A 21,928-nucleotide genomic window follows, 5' to 3' on the forward strand; every position below is an offset into this window, starting at 1 on the left:
ACCCATACCATGAGCGACAAACCACTGCAAAAGTACCGCGTGCTGGACATGACCCGGGTGCTGGCCGGCCCCTGGTGCACGCAGAACCTGGCCGACCTGGGGGCCGATGTCATCAAGGTGGAGCGCCCGCGCCAGGGCGACGAGACCCGCGGCTGGGGCCCGCCCTGGATGCCGGCCGCCGCGGGCAGCCAGCGGCACGATTCGGCCTATTTCGGCTCCACCAACCGCGGCAAGAAGTCGGTCACCATCGACTTCACCACCGCGCAGGGCCAGGCGCTGGTCAGGGACCTGGTACGGCAGTGCGACGTGCTGGTGGAGAACTACAAGGCCGGCACCCTGGCACGCTACGGCCTGGGGTACGAGGACCTCAAGGCCATCCACCCGGGCCTCGTGTACTGCTCCGTCACCGGCTTCGGGCACACCGGCCCGTACAGCCACAAGCCGGGCTACGACTTCGTGTTCCAAGCCATGAGCGGGCTCATGAGCATCACCGGCGAGCGCGACGACCTGCCCGGCGGCGGCCCGCAGAAAGTGGGCATTGCCGTGGCCGACATCACCACCGGCATGTACGCCACCGTGGCGGTGATGGCGGCGCTGCTGTGGCGCGAGGGCAGCGGCAAGGGCCAGCACCTGGACATGGCGCTGCTGGACTGCGCCATGGCCTTCAACAGCAACCAGGCGGTGAACTACATGGCCTCCGGCACGCTGCCGCGCCGCTACGGCAACGCCCATTCCAATGCCGTGCCCTACCAGGTGTTCGACACGCAGGACGGGCAGATCGTGGTCGCCGTGGGCAACGACGCGCTGTTCGCGGCGTATTGCCAGGCCATCGGCCGCCCCGACCTGGGCGCGGACGCGCGCTTCGCCAAGGTTTCGGGCCGGCTGCAGAACCGCGACGCGCTGCTGCCGGAACTCTCCCGCACCATGGCCGGACAGGCCAGCGCCGAATGGCTGGCGCGGCTCGATGCGGCCGGCGTGCCCTGCGCGCCCATCAACGACTTCGAGCAGGCGCTGGCCGACCCGCAGGTAAGGGCCCGTGGCATCGAGACGCCGATCACGCTGCACGACGGCGCCACCTTCCGCGCCATTGCCAGCCCGCTGCGCTTTTCCGAAACGCCCCTGGATTACCCCGCCGGCCCGCCCACGCTGGGCCAGCACACCGACGCCGTGCTGCGCGAGCGCCTGGGCCTGACCCCGCAGCAGCAGGACGCGCTGCGCGCGTCCGGGGTCATCTGAAGCCTGCCCACCCTCTAATCACAAGGAGATTCCGCCATGACCTTCCTGCCCCGCTACAGCGCCTTCGCCAAGCCGCGGCCAGCCACGTCCCATCAAAGCTCGGACAAGCTGGCGTCCGACTGCGCCGGCCTGGATTTCTTCGAGATCGACCCCGGCCTGCAGCAGCTGCTGCCGCTGTACGTGCCGCAGGCCGAGCTGCAGTACTTCCTGCCGCACCTCAGGCGCCTGGGCCAGCTGGCGGGCGGGCGCCTGAACGAGCTGGCCACCGTGGCCGACAAGCATGGCCCGGTGCTGCACGCGCGCTCGCGCTGGGGCGAGGACGAGGACTGGGTGGAATACCACCCCGCCTACCAGGAGATGGAGCACATCGCGTTCGAGCAATTCCAGTTCCACGCCATGACGCACCGGCCCGGCGCCATGGGCTACCCCGGTACCTTGACCCCCGCCACCAAATACGCGTTCCAGTACCTGTTCGTGCAGTCCGAATTCGGGCAGATGTGCCCCATCAGCGTGACGGACACCTCCATCCACCTGATACGCAAGTTCGGCAGCGAGGAGCTCAAGGCCCGGCTGCTGCCGCGCATGCTGGCCGACACGCTGGAAGACCTGTGGAAGGGCACCCAGTTCATGACCGAGAAGGCGGGCGGCTCCGATGTCGGCCAGGTGGAGACCACGGCCCGGCTGATCGACGGCCAGTGGCACCTGTTCGGGGAGAAATGGTTCTCCTCGCACGTGGACGCGGACGTGGCGCTGATCCTGGCGCGCCCGGAAAACGCCCCCGCCGGCACGCGCGGCCTGGCCCTGTTCGCCATGCCGCGCCACCGCGAGGACGGCAGCCGCAACAGCTACCGCATCGTGCGGCTCAAGGACAAGCTCGGCACCCGCAGCATGGCCAGCGGCGAGCTGCGCATCGAAGGCGCCTTCGCCTACCTGGTGGGCGACCCCACCCGGGGCTTGAAGCAGATGATGGAGCAGGTCAACCTCTCGCGGCTGTCGCACGCGGTGCGCGCCGCCGCCATGATGCGCCGCTGCCTCAACGAGGCCTTGCAGGCCGCGAGCAACCGCCACGCCTTCGGCCAGCGGGTGATGGACTACCCGCTGATGCAGCGCCAGCTGCTGAAGATCATGGTGCCCACCGAAGCCGCCCTGTCCGTGACGCTGGCCACCGCGGACCTGATGGCCAAGGGCTACGCGGGCGACAAGCAGGCCGCGGCCGCGCTGCGGCTGCTCACGCCGCTGCTCAAGCTGCGCACCTGCCGGGACAACATCACCGTGGCCACGGGCGCCATGGAAGTGCGCGGCGGCAACGGCTACATCGAGGATTTCGTCAATGCCCGCCTGATCCGGGACGCGCACATCGGCGTCCTGTGGGAGGGCACGAGCAACATCAACGCGCTGGACGCCATCGGCCGCGCCGTGCGCAAGGACCGCGCCCACCTGGCCCTGCAGGCCGTGCTGCGCGAGAAACTGCAGGGCATGCAGCACAGCGCGCCGGACATGGCGCGCCAGTTGGGCCATGCGCTGGACCAAGCCATCGCACTGGCCGAAACCGTGGCCACCCGCCCCGAGTTCGAGAACGAAACCCGCCGCGCGGCCTCCGCCGTGTACTACGCCGCCGCCGCCGTCCTGCTGGCCTGGGAAGCCACGCAGCCGGGCGTGGACGGCCGGCGGCTGCTGCTGGCCGACGCCGTGCTGCGCACCCACCTGCTTGCCGCAGACCCCATGGCGGCACCCGGCACCCTGACGCACCCGCGCGACGCCGCCCTGCTGGGCAGCGCCAGGCTCGGCCTCCAGGAAGCCCTGGAACTGCTGGCTCCGGCGCAGCGCCAAGCCGCGGCGCCAGCGGCTGCCGAGCTGCCCGAACTGGTGCACTGAGCCGCATGCCGCTCATACGGATGTGAATTCAGGCGGATAACGAGGCGGGGCGCCGCAGACAGTGCCGCAGCACGGCAAGGCGCCCCCACAACGCTATACGGTTGAAGGCAAATCCGTATCAGATGCCCTGCAGGCAGATGAGTATCAGCCCCGCCAGCATCAGCACCATGCCGGCCTTCTCGGGCCGGGTGAAGGACTCGCTGAGCACGCGGCGCGACACCAGGTAGCTGAACACCACCTCCACCATGCCCAGCGTGCGCACCGGCCCCGCGCCCTGCATGGCATAGGCGGTGAACCAGGCCAGCGACGCGGCCGCGCCCATGCTGCCGGCCAGCAGCGACAGGCGCCAGGCGGGCCACAGGGGCGCCAGGCCGCGCTCGTTCCGAAGGACCACCCAGGCGCCCAGGCCCAGCGTCTGCAGCGCCTGCGCGATCAGCACGCCCCAGGCGCCCGAGAGCCACGGCGTCTCGGCCCCCAGGGCCAGCGCGCCGCCGCGGAAGCCCACGCTGGCAATGGCGAAGCTGCCGCCGCAGGCCAGGCCATACAGCGCCGGGCGGCTCAGCCAGGCCGACGGCGACCACAGCTGCCCGCGCGGCGGCAGCGACAGCATCAGCACGCCCAGCGTGGCCACCGCCATGGCCAGCAGCGCCAGCGGCGTGGGCAGCTCGTGCAGGAAGATGCTGGCGAACAGCGCCACCTGCAGCACCTCGGTCTTGGTCAGGGTGACGGCCACGGCGAAGTTGCGCTCCGCCATGGCCAGCAGCAGGAACGCCGTGCCCGCGATCTGGAAGAACGCGCCCAGGGCGATCCAGCCCAGGTAGGCTGCCGTGAACCGCGGCCAGGCCGGCGCCTGCGCGGGCCACCAGTACAGCAGCGCCAGCCAGGCGGCGGCAAACGGCAGGCCGTAGAGAAAGCGCACCAGCGTGGCGGGCAGCGTGCCCAGCTCCTGGGTCAGCGTGCGCTGGGCGGTGTTGCGCAGGGTCTGGGCGAAGGCGGCGAACAGCACCACCGGCACCCAGAGCCAGGCGAGCGTATCAGGGGGAAGGGACATGAAAGGGCGACATGGCAGCGGCCCCGCAGCATAGCCAGCGCCGCCGGCGCGGGCCGCGCCCATTGGCGAGGGCCGCCCGTGCGCATGGCGATGGCCGATGCCAATTTTCAATAAAAACAGCCTCCAGCGCTTTTCCAGCAAGCGCTGCCAGCTATCAAGACACAAGCACCTTCAAGCCTGCGGCGCCGTGGGGTAGGTGCCGGGGACGAGGATGGAGCGGTCCACGTTCTGGAGGTTGGTGTGGCCGCAGAAGGCCATGCTCACGTCCAGCTCCTTGTGGATGATTTGCAGCGCCTTGGTCACGCCGGCCTCGCCGAAGGCGCCCAGGCCGTAGACCATGGCGCGGCCGATCATGGTGCCGCGCGCGCCCAGGGCCCAGGCGCGCAGCACGTCCTGGCCGCTGCGGATGCCGCCGTCCATCCACACCTCGATCCTGTCGCCCACGGCATCGACGATGGCGGGCAGCGCATGGATGGCGGACGGCGCCCCGTCGAGCTGGCGCCCGCCGTGGTTGCTGACCACGATGGCGTCGGCGCCGTTCTGCACGGCCAGCACCGCGTCCTCCACCTCCATGATGCCCTTGAGGATGAGCTTGCCGCCCCACTGCTGCTTGACCCAGCGCACGTCTTCCCAGGACAGGCGCGGGTCGAACTGTTCGTTGGTCCAGGCGGCCAGCGAGTTCATGTCGGACACGCCCTTCACGTGGCCCACCAGGTTGCGGAAGGTGTGGCGCCTGGTGCCGGCCATGCCCAGGCACCAGCGCGGCTTGGTCATGAGGTTGACGATATTCGCCAGCGTGGGCCGGGGCGGCGCCGTCAGGCCGTTCTTGATGTCCTTGTGGCGCTGGCCTATCACCTGCAGGTCCAGCGTCAGCACCAGGGCGCTGCACTTGGCGTCGCGCGCGCGCCCGATCATGCGCGCCATGGCCTCGCGGTCGCGCATCATGTACAGCTGGAACCAGAACGGCGCGCTGGTGTGCTCGGCGATGTCCTCGATGGAGCAGATGCTCATCGTGGACAGGGTGAACGGTATGCCGAACTTCTCGGCCGCGCGCGCGGCGTGGATCTCGCCGTCGGCATGCTGCATGCCGGTGAGGCCCACGGGGGCGATGCACACGGGCATCTTCGCCTGCTGGCCGACCATGGCGGCTGCGGTGCTGCGCCCCTCCATGTTCACCGCCACGCGCTGGCGGAACTTGATGGCATGGAAGTCCGTCTCGTTGGCGCGGTAGGTGCCCTCGGTCCACGAGCCCGAGTCGGCGTAGTCGTAGAACATGCGCGGCACGCGCCGCTCGGCGATCACGCGCAGGTCTTCGATACAGGTGATTTTGGAAAGATCGGCCACGGCGGTCCCCTGGTGTTTTCGACAAGCCGTGCATCGTAGTGCCAGGTGCCTTCGGCCGGCTTGAAGGCTTTTGCGCGGCCCGTGAATTTTTTTGTGGCCGCCGGGCGGCTCCCTGGCCATGGGGGCCGGCCACACACGCCCGTGCCGCCTATTGCGCCGGGACGATCAGCGCCACGCGCCGGTTTTCCTGGCGCGCGGCCTCGCTGGTGCCGATGACCAGCGGGCGGCTCGCGCCGTAGCCGCGGATGTCGATGCGCTCGCGCGGGATGCCCGCCTCGGCCAGCACCTGGGCCACCGACTGCGCGCGGCGCAGCGACAGGCGCTCGTTGTAGTCGGGCGAGCCCTGGTCGTCGGCATGCCCTTCCACGCGCAGCGCGCCCACGCCCACGTCGACCAGCGCATGGCCCATGCGCGCCAGCATCTCGCGGCGCTCGCCGGTCATGGCGTCGGAATTGAAGTCGAACAGCAGCTTGCCGGACATCTGCAGCTCCCAGCCGTCGCCGGTCTGCACGAAGCCCTGCTCGCGCAGCACCTGGGCGCGGCGCGCGGCCTGCGCTTCGGCGGCCGCAGGCGGCGGGCTCTGGCATGCGCCCAGGGCCAGCACGGCGGCGCACAGCCACAGCAGGCGCAGGAAAAAACGGGAAGGGGTTGGCATCGTCATCATCTCTGTGCTTTCTCTACACGTCCGTCATCCGCCGGCCCCGGCAGGCTTTCTCCTCGTACATGGCGGCGTCGGCGCTGTGCAGCAGCGACTCCATGTCGCGGCCCTGCTGCGGGAACACGGCCACGCCCACGCTCACCTGCGGCCGCAGCACGCCGCCGCCCTCCAGCACCAGCGGCTCGCGCATGGCGGCCGCCACGCGGCCGGCCAGGGCCTTCGCTTCGGCCTGCGCGGCCGGGGGCGCCATGATCACCGCGAACTCGTCGCCGCCCAGGCGCGCGGCCACGTCGCCCGCGCGCACCTGCGCCTGCAGGCGGCGCGCCACCTCGACCAGCAGCGCGTCGCCCGCGGCATGGCCGTGGGTGTCGTTGACCTGCTTGAAGCGGTCGCAGTCGATGAACAGCAGCGCCATGGCCTGGCCGGCGCCGCGCGCACGCACGATGGCCGCCTGCAGGTGCTGCTCGAAGCTGGCGCGGTTGGGCAGGCCGGTCAGGCTGTCGTGCAGCGCGCGCTGCTGCAGCTCGGCATTCTTCTGATGCAGCAGCGCCTCGCGGTCCTCCAGCTCGCCCAGCAGGGCGTTGAAGTCGTCGCCCAGCTCGCGCAGCTCGGCCAGCCGCGCCGGCGGCACGCGCAGGCCGGTGGCGCGCTCGCGCCGCACCGCGCGCGCCACCTGCGCCAGCGCCTGCAGCGGCGTGACCATGTCGCGCAGCATGCGCCGCGCCAGCAGCAGGCCCACCGCGCCGCTGACGGCCGTGCAGGCCAGCAGCGCCGCCAGGCCGGTGAGCACGAAGTTCAGCAGCGCCTGGCCATCGCCGTGCAGCTCCACCGTGCCCATGGGCGTGCCCTCGTACCGGATGGGAGCCACCGCCGGGGCCAGCAGCGCCAGCCGCGCCAGCGCCTGCCCCGTGCGCGCGCGCAGGCCGGGCTCGGCGCCCTGCCACTGCGCGAACACGGCGCCCTCGGCGTCGCGCACCACGGCGCGGGCCACGCCTTCGCGCGCGAGCATGCGCGCCAGGGCCTGGCCGGCCTCCTCCGCGTCCTTGAAGACCACCGCCGCCTCGACCGTGTAGGCGACGGAGCGCGCCATCAGCTGCAGGTTGTTTGCCAGGTGCACACGCAGCGCCACCAGCCCCGCGAGCAGCAGCAGCGACCCCGCCAGCGCCATCGCCATCAACGCCATGCCCAGGTGCGCCCGGCGCACCACGCCACGCAAAGAGGAGGGCCTGCCCACCGCCCCGTTCCGTTGAGCCATCAGGCGCCGCCCTTGCGCCGCGCCAGCTGCAGCACGCGCGGGTTCACGCGCACGCCGCTGCGCGCCACGGAGTCGAGGTTGGTCTCGAAGGCCACGCCGCTCTCGCGCACGTCCAGGCAGAACATGCAGCCGATCAGGCACAGCTCCTGCCGTTCGCTGATGGACAGCAGCGGCTGCGATTCGAGCCGCTCGCGCAGCTGGCGCCATGCGGCATCGTCCAGCATGCCGGCGTAGACGCCGTCGCACTGCGACAGCAGCCCGGCATCGTCCAGCCGCATGCGGCGCACCTGCACGCGGCGGTCGCCGGGCAGCACGCCGCCCTTGAGCAGCTCGTCCGCGTACTCCGTGGGGCCGACGACGCACAGGCGCACCGTCTGCGACGCGGAGGGCCAGCGCGTGTAGCCCAGGATGCCCAGCACCGTCTTGGCCACGGCCTGCGACTTTTCGTCGGTGACGATCTCCTGCGCACGCACCGGGCCTGCGGCCAGCCACAGCACGCACAGCGCCACCAGGGCATGCCTGAAGAGGGAGGGGATCGACACGCTGCAGCCTTTCGAAACAGAGGAAAGCAGTGTAGCGGCCAAGCTACTCAGGGGTGCGCACACCCGCGCCGCGCACCTCGATCTGGATGGTATCGAGCACCTTGCCGCGCGCGTCCAGCAGTTCCACGCGGTGGCGGCCGGGCCAGGGCAGCCACGCCCACTGCGCGCCCTGCCCGGCCGGCTTGCCGTCGATGCGCCAGCGCACGGCGGCGCCGTCGGCCTCGAAGCGCAGGCGCTGGTGCGCGGGCGGGATGTCGGGGTCCAGCGCGACGATGGTACCCGGCGCGGGCGCGAGGATGCGCGCCGCGGGTTTCAAGCCTTTTTGGCCTCCAGCGCCCTCCTGGTAAGCGCTGGAAGCTACCGTATCGATAGCAAACAGCGCCTGCTGCGTGCCGCGCAGGAACCATTCTCCCCGTGCGCTTTCCAGCCGGCCGCCGTCGGGCGCGGGCCCGTAGCGCACCGCCTGCCGCACCACGCCCCCGGGCGGCCGGGGCGCTCTGCTGGGCGTGCCGCGGTGCAGCCAGCCCATCACGTCGGCCCAGATGGGCGCGGCGCCGCTGGTGCCGCTCACGTCGTGCATGGCCGCGCCGCCGGCGTTGCCCACCCACACGCCCACGGTGTAGCGCGCGGACCAGCCCACGGCCCAGTTGTCGCGCATGTCCTTGCTGGTGCCGGTCTTCACGGCGGTCCAGAAGCGCGTGGCGAGCACGCTGTCGGCGCCGAAGGTGGGCGCGCGGGCGTTCGCGTCGGCCAGGATGTCGCCCACGATGAAGGCCGCGCCCGCGTCCAGCGCCTGCGTGAACGCCGGGCGCGGCGTGGCGGCGAAGGCCACGGGGCTGGCCCGCCCGCCGTTGGCGAGCGCGCGGTAGGCGTTCGCCAGGTGCACAAGCGGCACCTCGCTGCTGCCCAGCGCGAGGCTGTAGCCGTAGTAGCCGCCCGATTCGGCGAGCGGCAGTCCCAGCGCGCGCAGCTGCGCGAAGAACGCATCGGGCGAGACCATGACCAGCGTGCGCACCGCCGGCACGTTGAGCGAGGCCGCCAGCGCCTGGCGCACCGACACCCAGCCCTTGAACTGCCGGTCGTAGTTCTGCGGTATGTACAGGCCGCCGGCCGTGGGGATCTGCGCGGGCGAGTCGTGCACCAGCGAGGCGGCGGTCAGGCGCCGCTCGGCAATCGCCTGCGCGTACAAAAAAGGCTTGAGCGTGGAGCCGGGCTGGCGCAGCGCCAGCACGCCGTCCACCTCGGCCGCCTGGCTCAGGGGGCCGGACGAGCCCACCCAGGCCAGCACCTCGCCCGTGGCGTTGTCCAGCACCACCAGCGCGCCGTCCTCCACGTTGCGCCCGCGCAGCTCGCGCAGGTGGCGCGTGAGCGCCTGCACCGCCACGCGCTGCAGCGGCGCGCTGACCGTGGAGCGCACGCGCTCGCCGGGCGGCACCCTGCGCAGCAACTGGCGCGCAAAGTGCGGCGCGATGCCCTCGCTGGCGTCGAACGCGCGGCGCTGCAGGGCGGCGGCGGTGAACAGGTCGAGCGCGTCGCAGTCCACGCCCCTGCCCCTGTGCATCTCGCTCAGCACCCCGCAGGCGCGCCGTGCGACCAGCGCGGGCGCGGCATTGGGCGCGCGCACCAGCGCGGCGGCCACAGCGGCCTCGCGCTCGTCGAGCCCGTGCGCGGCCTTGCCGAACAGCGTGCGCGCGAGCGCGTCGATGCCCACGATCTCGCCGCGAAACGGCACGAGGTTCAGGTACGCCTCCAGGATCTGGTCCTTGCGCCAGCGCCGGTCGAGCACCTGCGCGGCCACGGCCTGGCCGAGCTTCTGCGTGACCGTGCGCCCGCCGGGCCCCTGGCGCCAGTCGCCGTCGAGCAGGCCCGCGAGCTGCATGGTGAGCGTGCTCGCGCCGCGCGTGCGCTGGTTCCACAGGTTGGCCCAGGCGGCGGCGGAGACGGCGGCCCAGTCCACGCCGCTGTGCTCGTAGAAGCGCTTGTCCTCGCTGAGCACCAGCGCCGTGCGCAGCGCGGGCGACACGGCCGCCAGCGGCTGCCACTGGCCGCGGCGCACCGTGGCGTCGGTGCGCAGGCGCTGGATCACCTCGCCCTCGCGCGAGAGCACCAGGGTCTCGGACGGGTGGAAGTCCGCGCGCACCTCGTCGAACGTGGGCAGCGCCAGCGCGGGCAGTGCCGCCAGGGCCAGCCAGGCGGCGATGAGCGCGCGCCGCATCAGCGCCCGGCGCGCGAGCCACGCAAACGGGCGGCGTCGCACCAGCGCTGCGCCACCGCGGGCGAGGTGGTGCACACCGCGTCGTGCGTGGCGGTGGTCACGGCGCGCTCCAGCAGCTGGATGTCGGCCTCGTGCTGGCGCGCGACGTGCGGGTCCTCGAAGAAGATGGCGCGGTGGCAGCGGCGCTCCAGCACCAGGTCGGCGATCTGCGCGTCGCCGCCCAGCGGGCCGCTGTTGAAGCGCTGCACCCAGGGCTCGCCGGCGGGCCAGCCGCGGCTCCAGGCCATCTCGTTGAGGCGCTGGCCCGTGGTGCCCGTGCCCACGCGGCGGCCGAAGCGCGAGAGCAGGTCGAAGTTGCGCGCGGCGAAATCCAGCATGGCGCCCTTCATCGCGTCGTGCGCAATCAGCGCCAGCGTCTGCGCTTCGTAGTCATGGAAGCGGTCGGCATGGCGGTCGGGCGGCAGGCCCGCGTGGATGCGCTCCATCTCCACCCAGTCGCGCGCACTGGCCACGGTGGACAGGAACGGCTTGCCGTGGATCACGCACTGGCGCTTGAGCGCGAGCGCCTCGGGGAAGATGGACGACGGGTCCACCGGGTCGATGAGGTAGATGGCGCCGTCGAGCGCGCGCCCCGGCTCCGGCATGCCCACCACCTCGGCCACCAGCTTCATCAGCCCGCCCTCGCGCCCGTAGGGGTAGCGCACCAGCGGCGCGTAGCCGCGCAGCATGCCCGCCGCGGCGATCGCATCGTGCGTGCGGCCCACGGCGTGCAGGCCAAGCCGGAGCTCGCGGATGCCCACCTCGCAGGCGCGCAGGAAGGCGAACAGCGCGGCGTCTTCTGACTGGTGGTGCAGGCGGTTGGCGGCAAGGCCCATGAGCATGTGCGGCGGCTTTCTGTGGCGGGTCAATGAAAGCGCCCATCGTAAACGCAGCCGGCACCCGGTGGCGCCGGCCCGGGCCGGGCCATTAACACCCCCACAGAGGGCCCGGCATTGCAGAGGAAGCCCGGCCCAATGCGCAGGCTCATGGACTGCGATGCCGCGCCACACTTGGGGCTCACGTCCGGTCAAGACCTGCGGGCTACTATAGGCCCGGTGTGTGACGCTGGCATGACTGTCCGGGGCCCCGAGCCACGGCCTCATGCGGCGCCTGGCTGGCCCGGTCCAGCGCTGTCCCGGCGTCCGGATTCCACACCGCAAGCACCCATCTCACACCCGCGAAGGATCGCGCTCGGGGCCTGCCACGATGCCGGCGTCGTGCAGGCGGCCGATCACGCCGGAATCGAGGCCCAGCACTTCGTGCAGCACCTGGTCGGTGTCCGTCCCCAGCAGCGGCGCCGGGGACGTCGGCTGGCGCGGGATGCCGGCTGCGCGGACGACCGCACCGGCGGCCAGGTGCGTGCCGATGCCCGGCGTGTCGATGCGCTCGAACACCGGATTGGCGACGCTCGCGCGCACATCGGCGGCGAGCAGTTCGGTGATCGTGTTGTAGCGGCCCCAGCAGACCTTGTGGCGCGTGAGCTCGGCTTCCGCCTGCGCGCGCGTGCGCGCCGCGAACCACGGTTCGACCAGCGCGGCGATCTCGGTGCGCGCCTCGAAGCGCTGCGCCTCGTCGCGGAATTCAAGGCCCAGGCGCTGCTCGAGCGCCGCGATCGCATCGGCGATGCCGCACGCCTGCACCAGCGCATCCCACTGATTGATCGAGATCGCCGCCACCATGATGCGGCCACCGTCGCTGGTGCCGAAATCACGGCCGAACGCGCCGTACAGATCGTTGCCGATCGAGGGCCGGTCCTGGTGCAGCAACTCGGCCTCGCCCATGACGCCGAGGTGCGACAGGGCCGTGAACGCGACGTCCGACAGCGCGATGCGCAGCTGCGCGCCTTCGCCGCACGTTGCGCGGCGGCTGACGGCGGCGACCACCGCGAACGCCGCTTGGTACGCGCAGGCCATGTCCCAGGCGGGCAGCACGTGGTTGACGGGGCGCTGCACCGAGCCGCCGCCGGTGACCGCCGGATAGCCGGTCGCGCAATTGACGGTGTAGTCGAGCGCTGTCGATCCGTCGCTGTTGCCTTCGATCGTGCACGTGATGACGTCGGCGCGCTTCGCCGCGAGCACGTCGTGCGCGAGCCAGGGCGTGCCGATGTTGGTCAGCAGCACGCCGCCGCGCGGCCCTGGCGCGGTCGCGAGCGCCTGCACCAGCTCGCGCCCTTGCGGCCGGCGCAGGTCGATCGCGATCGAGCGCTTGCCCTTGTTCAGCGCGGTCCAGTACAGGCTGCGGCCGCGCCCATCGGCCTGCGGCATGCGCGGCATGCGCGGCATGCGGCCGTAGTCGATCCCGCCGCCAATCATGTCCACGCGGATCACTTCGGCGCCGTACTGCGACAGCGTGAGGCCGGCCAGCGGCGCGGCGATGAACGCGGAGCTTTCGATGACGCGCAGGTTGTCGAGGAAGGAGTAGGTCACGGAACTGCCTTTCGTCAATGCGTTACGCCAGGCCCCGACAGAACACCTCTGCCGGGCGGTCGGGCGGGTGGGTCCGGCCTTCGGCGCGGTGCGCGCGAAGCGCACGGGACTCGTTCGGCATGGACCCCATTCTTCAGCGCTTCTCCAGCGCCTGCTCCAGCAGGCTGCGCGCGATCACCTTCAGCGCCAGCGTCTCCTCGGCGCCCTCGAAGATCGACAGAACGCGCGCGTCGACGAAGTAGCGGCTCACGGCCGTTTCCTCCGCATAGCCCATGCCGCCGTGGATCTGCAACGCCTCGCGCGTGACCAGCTCCGCCGAGCGGCACGCCAGCAGCTTCACCAGGCTCGCCTCCATGCGGCCGCCGCCCGCATCGAGCAGGCGCGCAACGTCGTAGGCGAGCCAGCGGCAGGCGACGAAACGCGCCGCCATGGCCGCGATCTTCACCTGCGTGAGTTGGTACGAGGCGAGCGGCGCGCCGAACACCTGGCGGTCGCCGGCGTAGCGGATCGCCGCGCGCACCGCGGCCCGCATCACGCCCAGTGCACGGCCTGCCGTCTGCATGCGGCCGCCCATCATGCCGGTCATCGTGAAGTAAAACCCCTTGCCCAGGCCCGCGTCCCCGCCGACCAGGTTCTCGTCCGGCACGAAGAAGTTCTCGAACACGAGGTCGAACGAATGCATGCCGCGGTAGCCAATGGTCGGGATCGCGCGGCCGTGCAGCGTGCCGCCGCCCTCCTGCGCCACGGCGAACTCATGGCCCTCGAACGCGGGCTTCTCGACCAGCAGCAGGCTCAAGCCGCGGTGGCCCGCCGCTTTGTCCGGATCGGTGCGCGCAACGACCATCAGCACGCCGGCCTTGCCGGCGAAGGTGCACCAGGTCTTCGCGCCATTCAGCAGCCAGCCGCCTTCGGCGCGCGCCGCCTTCAGCTGCAGGCCCGCGACATCCGAGCCGAAGTCCGGCTCGGTCATCGCGATCGCGCACAGCGGCTCGCCCACGGCGAGCGCCGGCAGCCAGCGCCGCTTCTGCGCCTCGGTGCCGCCAGCCAGCAGCGCCCGCGCCAGGATCTCGGGCCGCGTGATGAGGCTGCCGGCCGCGCCGAGCGAGCCTTCCGACAGCGCCTCGGTGACGGCCACCATCATCTGCGTGTCGTCATGGCTGCCAGGCGCGGTACCGCCGTAGGCCTCCGGGATCGACAGGCCGAACACGCCCATCTCGCGCAGCGGCTGCAGCAGCGACTCGGGGACGATCTGGTCCTCTCGGTGGATGCGCTCTGCGAGCGGCGCCACCGCCTCTGCGGCGAAGCGGCGGAAGCCGTCGCGCGCCATGACGATCCCGGCATCGAGCGGCACGTCGCCGAGTTCGCCATCGCCCGCGGCGACCGCCGCGCCGGCCTGCGCCTGCACCGCGGCACCCGCCGCCTCGCGCCGGAACTGCGCGAGCTCGCCGCTCGCGGCCAGCGCGCGCAGCTCGCCCAGCTGCAGGTCCAGGCGCAGGTCGAGCAGCAGTGGCTCCAGTCGGCGCAGCACGGCGCCGAGCGCTTCGGCGACGAACACTCCCGCCAGTTTCGCGTCGAGTGCGTTGAGCCGCGCTCCAGCGAGGGTCTCGGCGGCCAGCAGGTCCGCGGCGGCCCACGCGATCTCGTAACTTGCGAACTGCTGCGCGTCCAGCTTGCGCGCGTCGAGCTTGCCGCCTTCTGCGCACTCGCGCGCGAGCGCGGTGACCGCGCCGTCGAACAACGCGCGCGTGCGCACCAGCAGCGGACTCACGATAGCGGGCATCATGGCTGCCTCCGCAAAACCAGCGCGTCGACCGCGAGCACGCCCGCACCTTCCGGCATCACCATCAACGGATTCACCTCCGCCTCCACGACGCCCAGTTGCGGCTGCAGCGCCAGTTGCGACAGGGCCGACACGGCACGCGCGAGCGCATCGAGATCGCCGCGCGGTCGTCCGCGCAGACCCGCCAGGGTCCGGAACGCCTTCACTTCCGCGATCATCTCGCGCGCAGTCTCAACGGTTACCGGTGCGAGCCGCAGGGCGCGGTCGCGCGCCACCTCTGCCCACACGCCGCCGGCGGCCAGCATCACCAGCGGACCGGCATCGGCATCGACGCGATAGCCGACCAGCGCCTCCATGAGCCCGCTGCGCATGGTCTGCACGAGCACGTCGCGGCACTCGATGCCGGGCGCGCGCTCGGCGAGGTTGCGACGCAGCGTCTCGAACGCGGCGTGCAGCCCGGTCTCGTCGCGGATGCCCAGCACCACGCCGCCGACCTCGGTCTTGTGGGGGATGCGCTCGTCGCAGACCTTCGCGACGACCGGAAATGCGAACGGCAGCGCGCGCGGCAGTTCAGCCAGCGGCATCTTCACGACCGGCGCATGCGGCACATCGAGCTTTTCCAGCAGACCGTAGGCGTCGGCCTCGCTGATGAACGCTGCCTCATCGCGCGCTGGCTGCGTGGCCGCGGCAGGCACCGTCGGCGATCGCCGCTGCAGCACCGCGGCGATCGCGTCGGCGCACGCCTCGGGCGAGCGGAAGCACGGCACGCCATGCGCGGTGAGTTCCGCGAGCGCCTGCGGCGCATCGGGCACCAGCATCGCGGCCAGCGGCCTGCTCGCCGTGCGCGCCGTGTCGATGACGGGCTTGACCGCCAGCTCCGGCTGGAAGCGCGCCGACGAGCCGACGACTGTGACGACGAGGTCGAACTCCGGCGCGTCCAGCAGAATCGCCAGCAACTGCCTCATGATCTCGTACTTCGCACCGGCCAGCGTCACGTCCAGCACGCGCCCCGGCGTAGCCGGCAGGTTGGCCGCCGCCAGGCGCGCCAGCGTCGCGGGCGAGGGCGGCTCGACGACGATGCCGCGGATGCCGAGCTGGTCGACCACCATCGCGGCACCGCCCCCGGTCGTGGTGACGATGCCGACGCGCGGCGGGTGCGCCGCGCCGGTGGCGCCGAGCGGGATGCGGCGCGCGAGCGCAGGGGCTTCCAGCAGCGCCTCCAGCACCCCAACGCGCGCGACGCCCAGGCCGCGCAGGAACGCGTCGGCCACATCGTCCTCGCCAGCGAGCGCGCCGGTATGCGTGGTCGCCATCTCCGCGGCCGCCTGCGAGCGCCCCAGCTTGTATGCGATCACCGGCTTGCCGCGGCGCGCCGCCTCTCGCGCGAACCGCTGCAGGTCAGCGCCGCGGCGCAGGCTTTCCAGGAACAGCAGGTAGCTGTCGATCTGCGGGTCGTCCAGCGTCGCGCTGCAGATCTCGCCCAGGCTCAGGTCGGCCTCGACGCCGACCGAAACCATGCCGGCGAAGCCGACGCCGCGCGCCTTGCCGCGCGACAGCAGCGCGCCGAGCATGCTGCCGCTGTGCGAGGCGACGAACACTTTGCCCGGCGGCAGCTCGCGCTCGGCGAACGCGGCGTTGGCCGTGAGCAGCAGGCCCGAGCCCGGATGCGCGACGCCCAGGCTTGCCGGACCGACCAGCCGCAGGCTGCTGGTGCGCGCAAAGGCGCGCACCGCCTCCTCGCGCGCGGCGCCTTCCGGACCCGCCTCCGAAAAGCCGCCGGCCAGCACGGTGGCGACCTTGACGCCCAGACGCTCGCATTCGCGCAGCGTGCCCAGCACGTGTTCGGTGGCAGTCATCACGAACACATGCTCGGGCACCTCGGGCAGCGCCGCGAGGCTGGGCCACGCGCGCTCGCCCTGCACCATCCCGCGCTGCGGGTTGATCGGATACACGGCACCCGCGAACCCGGCCTGGCGCAGATAGCGCAGCGGACGCGCCGCCGGCTTGGCCGCATCGTCGGAAACGCCCACCAGCGCGACGCTGCGCGGGTGCAGCAGCACGCGCGCCAGCTCGGCCCCGCTCGCACGTCCGGCGGCCATCACGCCGCCTTCTCCGGACGCTGCGAAAAGGTGCGCCCGAAGACACCCTCCGCGATCCGGTTCTTCAGGATCTCGATCGAGCCGCCGGCGATCATCCAGCCGCGCGTGCGGCGTACGCAGTATTCGACCAGCAGGTCCTGCGTGAAGCCCAGGCCGCCCATGACCTGCATGGCTTCATTGGAGACTTCCCAGCCTGCGAGGTTGCACGCGAGCTTGGCCATCGCCGTGCCCTGCGCCGACGGCAGCCCGTGCTCGCCTTCCATCGCCGCCTTGTACAGCAGCAGCTGCGCCTGTTCCAGCTTCATCGCCATTTCGGCGAACTTCCACTGGACGCCCTGGAACTCGGCGAGCGTGCGGCCGAACTGCTTGCGCTGCAGCGCGTGCTCGCGCGCCAGGTTGAAGCAATAGCGCCCGCAGGCCAGCGCGCGCGACGCGTTGCCCAGACGCTCGACGTTGAAGCCGGAGATCTGCTTCTTGAAGCCGCCGGCCCCCAGCAGCAGATTCCTCGCCGGGACGCGCACGTTGTCGAAATACAGCTGCCCCCACTGCTCGCCGTTCATGAAGCGGGTCGGCTGCCCGATCGAGAAGCCCGGCATGCCGCGCTCCAGCAGCACCGAGCCGATGCCGCCCACGCCGGGGCCGAACCGCACGTAGATCAGGAACAGGTCGGCTTCCAGGCCGTGCGAGGAGAACACCTTGGAGCCATTGATCACGTACTCGTCGCCTTCCTGGCGCGCCGTGGTCTTCAACTCGGTGACGGCCGAACCGGCCTCGGGCTCGCTCATGCCCAGGCAGATCAGCTTCTGGCCGGACAGCAGGCCTGGCAGGAAACGCGCCTTCTGCTCGGGCGTCGCGTACTCGACGAAGGTGCGGATCGGGCCGAAGTTGCCGACCTGCACGATGTCCGCGCTGCGCGGGCACGCCAGCGCCACCTGCTCGATCGCCAGCACCGCGTGCATCAGCGTGCCGCCCTGGCCGCCATCGGCTTGCGCAAACGCGATGCCCAGCAGGCCCTGCTCCGCGATCAGCTGGCCGGCCTCGTAATCCCACTCGTGCGAATGCGCGCGCCGCAGTGCCCCCGCGGCCAGCTTCTCGCGTGCGAAGCGCGCCACCGAATCGGCAAAGGCCCGTTGCTCTTCGCTCAGTTCAAAATCCATGTTGCAGTCCTGAAGGAAAGGCGCGTCGCCGCGCCGGGGTCATTGATCGAACAGCCTCGCCAGCTCGGGAGCGGGCACCGGCCCGCGCTGCAGCGCCAGCATCAGCACGATGCGCGCTTTCCAGGGCGAGAGGTCGCCGGCAAGCACGGCGCCGGCCTCGACCAGCCGCTGCGACGAGCCGGGGAAACCGTAGCCCGCGCGCGTGCCGCCACGGGGAATGCGCGTGGAGACGGCGACGGCGACGCCGCGCGCCAGCACGGCGCCGATCGCACCGGCCATCGCCTCGTTGACATGGCCGGAGGCGACGGCCTGCACGACGATGCCGCGGGCGCCCGCATCGGCGGCGGCCGTGATCAGCGCGCCGCTCGCACCGGGATACATCGAGACGATCTCGACCGGCGGCAGCGCGGAGGCCGCGAGCGGGATGTGCAGCCGGCGAGCCGGCGCGCGATGGAACGTGACCCTATCGTTCACCACCGAGCCGAGGTAGCCCCACTCGCCCGACTGGAAGGTCTCCACGTCGACGGTGTGGGTCTTGGTCGCCTCGCGCGCCGCGTTGACGTGCTCGTTGAGCGCGACCAGCACGCCCAGTCCGCGCGCCGCCGGAGCGCGGCAAATCTTCAATGCCGTGAGCAGGTTGCGCGGGCCATCGAAGTCCGGCGCCGACGCGTTGCGCTGCGCGCCGGTCACGACGACCGGTTTTTCGGTGCGCAGCACGAGATCGAGGAACCACGCCGTGTCCTCCAGCGTGCTGGTGCCGTGCGTGACGACGATGCCGGCGACGTCCTCGCGCGCGGCAAGCGACTGCGCGAGCGCCGACAGTCCCACCCACTCCCGGGGACCGATGTGCGGCGACGCGACGCGGCAGAAGTCGTGCACCTCGACCTCGCCCGGGTCGCCGTGGCCACGCAGCGTGCTCAGCAGCTCGTCGCCTGACAGCACCGGCATCGCCAGGCCGGTGGCCGGGTCGATGCGCGAGACGATCGTGCCGCCGGTCGTGATCAGCGCGCAGCGGTGCGGTTCGATGGGCGGCATAGGCGGCTCACTCCAGCGCGAAGCCGGCGGACTGCACCACCGCGCTCCAGGTCTGGATCTCCGAGTTGACGAACGAAGCGAACTCCTCCGGCGTGCCGCCGACCGGATCACCACCGAGCGACTGCAGTTGCTTCTTCACGTCGGGCAGCGCGAGGATGCGGTTGACTTCCCTGTTCAGCTTCTCGACGATCGCCTTGGGCGTCTTCGCCGGCGCGGCCAGGCCGTTCCACGACAGTACCCAGAATCTGGGCAGGCCGGCGTCCTCCATCGTCGGCACGTCCGGCATTTCCGGGCTGCGCTTCGGGCTGGCGATCGCGATCGCGCGAAGGCGTCCGCTTTCCAGATATGGCACCAGGCCCAGCGCCGTCATGAAGCCCATCGACACGTTCCCGGCCAGCAGGTCGTTGAGTGCCGGGCCCGCGCCCTTGTACGGGATGTGCACGATGTCGATGCCAGCGCGCATCTTCAGCATCTCGCCGGCCAGGTGCGGCGAGCCGCCGACGCCGGTGGACGCGTAATTGAGCTTGCCCGGCTCCGCCTTCGCCAGCGCGATCAACTCCTTGAGGTTCTTCGCCGGCAGCTTGGGGTTGACCACCAGCACGCTGGGCGCGGCCATGAACTGGACGATCGGCACCAGGTCGCGCTTCGTGTCGTACTTGAGGTTCTTGTAGACCGACATGTTGGTCGCGTTGGCGATCGTCTCCACCAGCAGCGTGTAGCCGTCGGGCGCGGCGCGCACCACCTGCTCGGTCCCGATGTTGGAGCCCGCGCCCGGCTTGTTGTCGACGACCACGGGCTGGCCCCAGGCCTGCGACAGCTTGGTCGCCACCACCCGCGCGACGATGTCGGTCGGGCCGCCGGGCGCGAAGCCAACCACGATGGTGATCGGGCGCGATGGATAGTTCGCCGCATCGTCAGCAGCGAGCGCCGGCAGGCCGGCCGCGCCAGCGAGCGCGCCCGCAAGGGCGGTGTTGAACGTTCTGCGGGTGGGATGCTTCATGGTGTCTCCTTGGTATATCGCGACGTCGTGCAGGCTTGCTTCGGGCCGGTTGGTGCGCGTCGAAAAAAATTCTAGTGACCCGGGTCACTTCACAAAAGCTATATTTCGGCAACTAGCAGTGAAGGAAAACTGATGAAGTTCTCGTTTTTCGACACCCTGGAAGCGGTGCTGCGCAGCGGCAGCCTGGCGGGCGCCGCGCGCCTGATGAACGTGACGCCCAGCGCGGTGAGCATGCAGATGAAGCAGCTGGAGGCCCATTTCGGCCGGCCGCTGTTCGACCGCGCCGGACTCACCGTGCGGCCGACGCCGCTCGCGCGCGAGATCGTCGAGGTGATGCGCGAGCCCATGCAGCGGGTCGAGGCGCTGCGCCGCCGGCACGGCGCGCAGGTCGACGGGCTGATGCGCCTGGGCGTCATCGAGACCATGCAGTCGGCGCTGCTGCCCGGGGTGGTCGCGTGGCTGCGCGCCCACCACCCGGCGCTGCAGGTGCGGCCGGTGCGCGGGCGCAGCGTGGAACTGCTGGAGTCGGTCAAGGCCGGCCGGGTAGACGCCGCGATCCTCGTGCAGCCGGCCACCGGCGCCTCGCGCGGGCTCGTGTGGTACCCGCTGCTGCGCAAGGAGCTGGTGCTGCTCGCACCACCGGACAGCAGCGAATCGCGGATCCCGGCGCTGTTCCGGACGCACGACTGGATCCGCTTCGACCCCGAGACCAACGCGGGCCGGCTGACGGCGCGCTGGATGCGCAAGCACGTCCCGGGCGCGCGCCCGGCGATGGACCTGCAGTCGGTGCAGGCCGTGGTGGCGATGGTCAGCGCGGGCCTGGGCGTGTCGATCGTGCAGCAGCCGGACGCGCACATGACGCAGCCGCTGCCGGTGCGCATCCTGCGGCTGGGGCGCGACGCTCCGTCCGTGCAGGTAGCGCTGATGGCGCGCCAAGCCGACGCGGGCAGCCGCAAGCTGGAGGTGCTGCGCGACGCGGTGGCGTCGGTGCCGGACCCGACCGCCGCCCGCTGATGCGCTTCGGGTGCCGTGCCGCGTTCACGGCAGCGGCCTGCCGCTGCAGCCAGTCGTGTGCCGCATGTCCTGCGCCGGGTGCGTGGTCGGCAGCCTCCGGAGAGAGCTAAGCCTGCGCATCGGCGGGCGTGCCAAAACCCTCCGTCGCCGCCTGCACGCCGTCGTCGAACACCAGCGTGCGCTCGGGCCAGCGCAGCGCCGCCAGCTTGAAGCGGCGCCCCGGCTCCTCGCCATTGCGGCGCGCCACCCAGCGCGCGCCCACCGAGTAGTCCACGCAGAACACATTGCCGTGCAGGCCGTGCCAGGACAGCGGCGGGGTGTGGCCGAACAGGTTTTCCGCCTGCGGTCCATGGGCCGCCGCGTCGCCCTCCAGCAGACGGCGCCAGTAATGGCCCACGACGACGGCCTGGGCGTCGGCGTATTCGTTCCACCAGGCCACGCGCTGCACGAAGCGCCATTTGCCGCCCGCGTAGAACGGGGTGCGGCATTCGCGCTCCACCCCGGCGGTCAGCACCTTCAGCGGGTTGACCATGGATTTGCCCAGCTCGCGCTCGCTGTGCGCGGGCAGGAACGGCGGGTGCCTGCCATGGTCTTCCAGGCTGTGTGGCCAGCGCCGGCGCTCGTCCTGCATGCGCCGGGCCACGTCGCTGGCCTGGGCCTGGCGGGCCGCCACGTCCTCGTAGTGGTCGTAGGCGCCGCGTACGATGCCGGCGGGCAGGCCGCGGGCCGTGGCGATCTGCGGCTCGCACCAGGCGGCATGCACCACGCGCAGGTCCTCGCGCTCCAGCGCGATCGGCAGCCGGCCCAACTGCGCCAGGATGGCCGGCGCCTCGTCCATGGGCATGCACGCGAACGGGGCGTACTTAGGCTCGTCGGACGCGCGGCGGCTGTCGAAGTACCAGCCCGAGCCGTCCTTGGCGTCCCCGCGCAGCAGGTTGATCTCGTGGTTGCCCAGCACCGCCAGGGCCTGCCCGCTGGCGAGCATGGGCATGAGCAGGCGCAGCACCGCGGGGCTGTCGGGGCCGCGGTCGCAGAAGTCGCCGACGAACACCAGGCGGCGCCCCTCGGGGTGCCTGCCCGCGCCGTCATAGCCCAGGTGCGCCAGCAGCTGCTCCAGGGCCGCAATCTCGCCGTGGATGTCTCCGACGATGTCGAGGGGGCCCGCGGGCAGGCGCTGGACGAGGCTCATGGATTCGGATGTT

At 71.6% G+C, this 21,928-nt stretch carries 17 protein-coding genes; 3 read left to right on the forward strand and 14 right to left on the reverse strand.

The annotated features are described in order from the left end of the window. Positions 1-9: 9 nt before the first annotated feature. The gene (locus ACX12L_RS10335) at positions 10-1,236 is read left to right on the forward strand and encodes a CaiB/BaiF CoA transferase family protein (RefSeq protein WP_459262458.1); all 1,227 of its coding nucleotides are present in this window, start codon (positions 10-12) and stop codon (positions 1,234-1,236) included. A 36-nt stretch (positions 1,237-1,272) separates the two neighbouring features. Continuing rightward, a complete protein-coding gene (locus tag ACX12L_RS10340) occupies positions 1,273-3,111 on the forward strand; it encodes an acyl-CoA dehydrogenase family protein (protein ID WP_459262459.1) in 1,839 nt (612 codons plus the stop codon). Between the two features lie 118 nt (positions 3,112-3,229). Here ACX12L_RS10340 and ACX12L_RS10345 read toward each other — a convergent pair whose 3' ends face one another. From ACX12L_RS10345 to ACX12L_RS10405, 13 genes are all read right to left on the reverse strand, one after another. Then, positions 3,230-4,162 carry a DMT family transporter gene (locus ACX12L_RS10345; protein WP_459262460.1) on the reverse strand — a complete coding sequence of 311 codons (933 nt, stop codon included), beginning with the start codon at positions 4,160-4,162 and terminating at the stop codon, positions 3,230-3,232. Between the two features lie 171 nt (positions 4,163-4,333). Continuing rightward, the gene (locus ACX12L_RS10350) at positions 4,334-5,506 is read right to left on the reverse strand and encodes an alpha-hydroxy acid oxidase (protein WP_459262461.1); all 1,173 of its coding nucleotides are present in this window, start codon (positions 5,504-5,506) and stop codon (positions 4,334-4,336) included. A gap of 148 nt (positions 5,507-5,654) precedes the next feature. Beyond that, the gene (locus ACX12L_RS10355; RefSeq protein ID WP_459262462.1) at positions 5,655-6,161 is read right to left on the reverse strand and encodes an OmpA family protein; all 507 of its coding nucleotides are present in this window, start codon (positions 6,159-6,161) and stop codon (positions 5,655-5,657) included. 22 nt (positions 6,162-6,183) lie between these two features. Then, positions 6,184-7,419, reverse strand: a complete 1,236-nt coding sequence (locus tag ACX12L_RS10360) for a diguanylate cyclase domain-containing protein (RefSeq protein ID WP_459262463.1) — start codon at positions 7,417-7,419, stop codon at positions 6,184-6,186. After that, positions 7,419-7,955 (reverse strand): YfiR family protein, encoded by a 537-nt coding sequence (locus ACX12L_RS10365; protein WP_459262529.1) that lies wholly within the window; start codon positions 7,953-7,955, stop codon positions 7,419-7,421. The genes ACX12L_RS10360 and ACX12L_RS10365 overlap by 1 nt, the downstream gene beginning before the upstream one ends. 49 nt (positions 7,956-8,004) lie before the next feature. After that, on the reverse strand, positions 8,005-10,176 hold the full coding sequence (gene pbpC, locus ACX12L_RS10370; RefSeq protein ID WP_459262530.1) for a penicillin-binding protein 1C: 2,172 nt from the start codon (positions 10,174-10,176) through the stop codon (positions 8,005-8,007). Then, positions 10,176-11,057 (reverse strand): methylglyoxal synthase, encoded by an 882-nt coding sequence (locus ACX12L_RS10375; protein ID WP_459262464.1) that lies wholly within the window; start codon positions 11,055-11,057, stop codon positions 10,176-10,178. Before ACX12L_RS10375 ends, pbpC begins: the two co-directional genes overlap by 1 nt. A gap of 327 nt (positions 11,058-11,384) precedes the next feature. After that, the gene (locus tag ACX12L_RS10380; protein WP_459262465.1) at positions 11,385-12,641 is read right to left on the reverse strand and encodes a CoA transferase; all 1,257 of its coding nucleotides are present in this window, start codon (positions 12,639-12,641) and stop codon (positions 11,385-11,387) included. Positions 12,642-12,774: 133 nt separating this feature from the next. Next, positions 12,775-14,424: an acyl-CoA dehydrogenase family protein gene (locus ACX12L_RS10385; protein WP_459262466.1), complete on the reverse strand. Its 1,650-nt coding sequence runs from the start codon at positions 14,422-14,424 to the stop codon at positions 12,775-12,777. After that, positions 14,421-16,520 carry an acetate--CoA ligase family protein gene (locus tag ACX12L_RS10390; protein WP_459262467.1) on the reverse strand — a complete coding sequence of 700 codons (2,100 nt, stop codon included), beginning with the start codon at positions 16,518-16,520 and terminating at the stop codon, positions 14,421-14,423. Before ACX12L_RS10390 ends, ACX12L_RS10385 begins: the two co-directional genes overlap by 4 nt. Beyond that, positions 16,520-17,677 carry an acyl-CoA dehydrogenase family protein gene (locus tag ACX12L_RS10395; RefSeq protein ID WP_459262468.1) on the reverse strand — a complete coding sequence of 386 codons (1,158 nt, stop codon included), beginning with the start codon at positions 17,675-17,677 and terminating at the stop codon, positions 16,520-16,522. The genes ACX12L_RS10390 and ACX12L_RS10395 overlap by 1 nt, the downstream gene beginning before the upstream one ends. A 39-nt stretch (positions 17,678-17,716) precedes the next feature. Continuing rightward, positions 17,717-18,712: an asparaginase gene (locus ACX12L_RS10400; RefSeq protein ID WP_459262469.1), complete on the reverse strand. Its 996-nt coding sequence runs from the start codon at positions 18,710-18,712 to the stop codon at positions 17,717-17,719. A 7-nt stretch (positions 18,713-18,719) separates the two neighbouring features. Continuing rightward, entirely contained in the window at positions 18,720-19,712 is a 993-nt protein-coding gene (locus ACX12L_RS10405) for a tripartite tricarboxylate transporter substrate binding protein (protein ID WP_459262470.1), read from the reverse strand. Positions 19,713-19,844: 132 nt separating this feature from the next. On the opposite strand from ACX12L_RS10405, the gene ACX12L_RS10410 reads away from it, so the two are divergent. Continuing rightward, positions 19,845-20,726, forward strand: coding sequence for a LysR family transcriptional regulator (locus ACX12L_RS10410; RefSeq protein WP_459262471.1), 882 nt, complete (start codon positions 19,845-19,847; stop codon positions 20,724-20,726). A 106-nt stretch (positions 20,727-20,832) separates the two neighbouring features. Here ACX12L_RS10410 and ACX12L_RS10415 read toward each other — a convergent pair whose 3' ends face one another. Next, positions 20,833-21,915, reverse strand: coding sequence for a metallophosphoesterase (locus ACX12L_RS10415; RefSeq protein ID WP_459262472.1), 1,083 nt, complete (start codon positions 21,913-21,915; stop codon positions 20,833-20,835). Between the last annotated feature and the right edge of the window lie 13 nt (positions 21,916-21,928).

The sequence above is a fragment of the Alicycliphilus sp. T452 genome (assembly GCF_054512775.1).

Bases quoted from the DNA above. Each gene is read 5' to 3' on its own strand.
- ACX12L_RS10335 (WP_459262458.1), top strand. From the start codon at position 10: ATGAGCGACAAACCACTGCAAAAGTACCGCGTGCTGGACATGACCCGG.
- ACX12L_RS10340 (WP_459262459.1), top strand. From the start codon at position 1,273: ATGACCTTCCTGCCCCGCTACAGCGCCTTCGCCAAGCCGCGGCCAGCC.
- ACX12L_RS10345 (WP_459262460.1), bottom strand. From the start codon at position 4,162: ATGTCCCTTCCCCCTGATACGCTCGCCTGGCTCTGGGTGCCGGTGGTG.
- ACX12L_RS10355 (WP_459262462.1), bottom strand. From the start codon at position 6,161: ATGCCAACCCCTTCCCGTTTTTTCCTGCGCCTGCTGTGGCTGTGCGCC.
- ACX12L_RS10360 (WP_459262463.1), bottom strand. From the start codon at position 7,419: ATGGCTCAACGGAACGGGGCGGTGGGCAGGCCCTCCTCTTTGCGTGGC.
- pbpC (WP_459262530.1), bottom strand. From the start codon at position 10,176: ATGCGGCGCGCGCTCATCGCCGCCTGGCTGGCCCTGGCGGCACTGCCC.
- ACX12L_RS10375 (WP_459262464.1), bottom strand. From the start codon at position 11,057: ATGCTCATGGGCCTTGCCGCCAACCGCCTGCACCACCAGTCAGAAGAC.
- ACX12L_RS10385 (WP_459262466.1), bottom strand. From the start codon at position 14,424: ATGATGCCCGCTATCGTGAGTCCGCTGCTGGTGCGCACGCGCGCGTTG.
- ACX12L_RS10390 (WP_459262467.1), bottom strand. From the start codon at position 16,520: ATGGCCGCCGGACGTGCGAGCGGGGCCGAGCTGGCGCGCGTGCTGCTG.
- ACX12L_RS10395 (WP_459262468.1), bottom strand. From the start codon at position 17,677: ATGGATTTTGAACTGAGCGAAGAGCAACGGGCCTTTGCCGATTCGGTG.
- ACX12L_RS10400 (WP_459262469.1), bottom strand. From the start codon at position 18,712: ATGCCGCCCATCGAACCGCACCGCTGCGCGCTGATCACGACCGGCGGC.
- ACX12L_RS10405 (WP_459262470.1), bottom strand. From the start codon at position 19,712: ATGAAGCATCCCACCCGCAGAACGTTCAACACCGCCCTTGCGGGCGCG.
- ACX12L_RS10410 (WP_459262471.1), top strand. From the start codon at position 19,845: ATGAAGTTCTCGTTTTTCGACACCCTGGAAGCGGTGCTGCGCAGCGGC.
- ACX12L_RS10415 (WP_459262472.1), bottom strand. From the start codon at position 21,915: ATGAGCCTCGTCCAGCGCCTGCCCGCGGGCCCCCTCGACATCGTCGGA.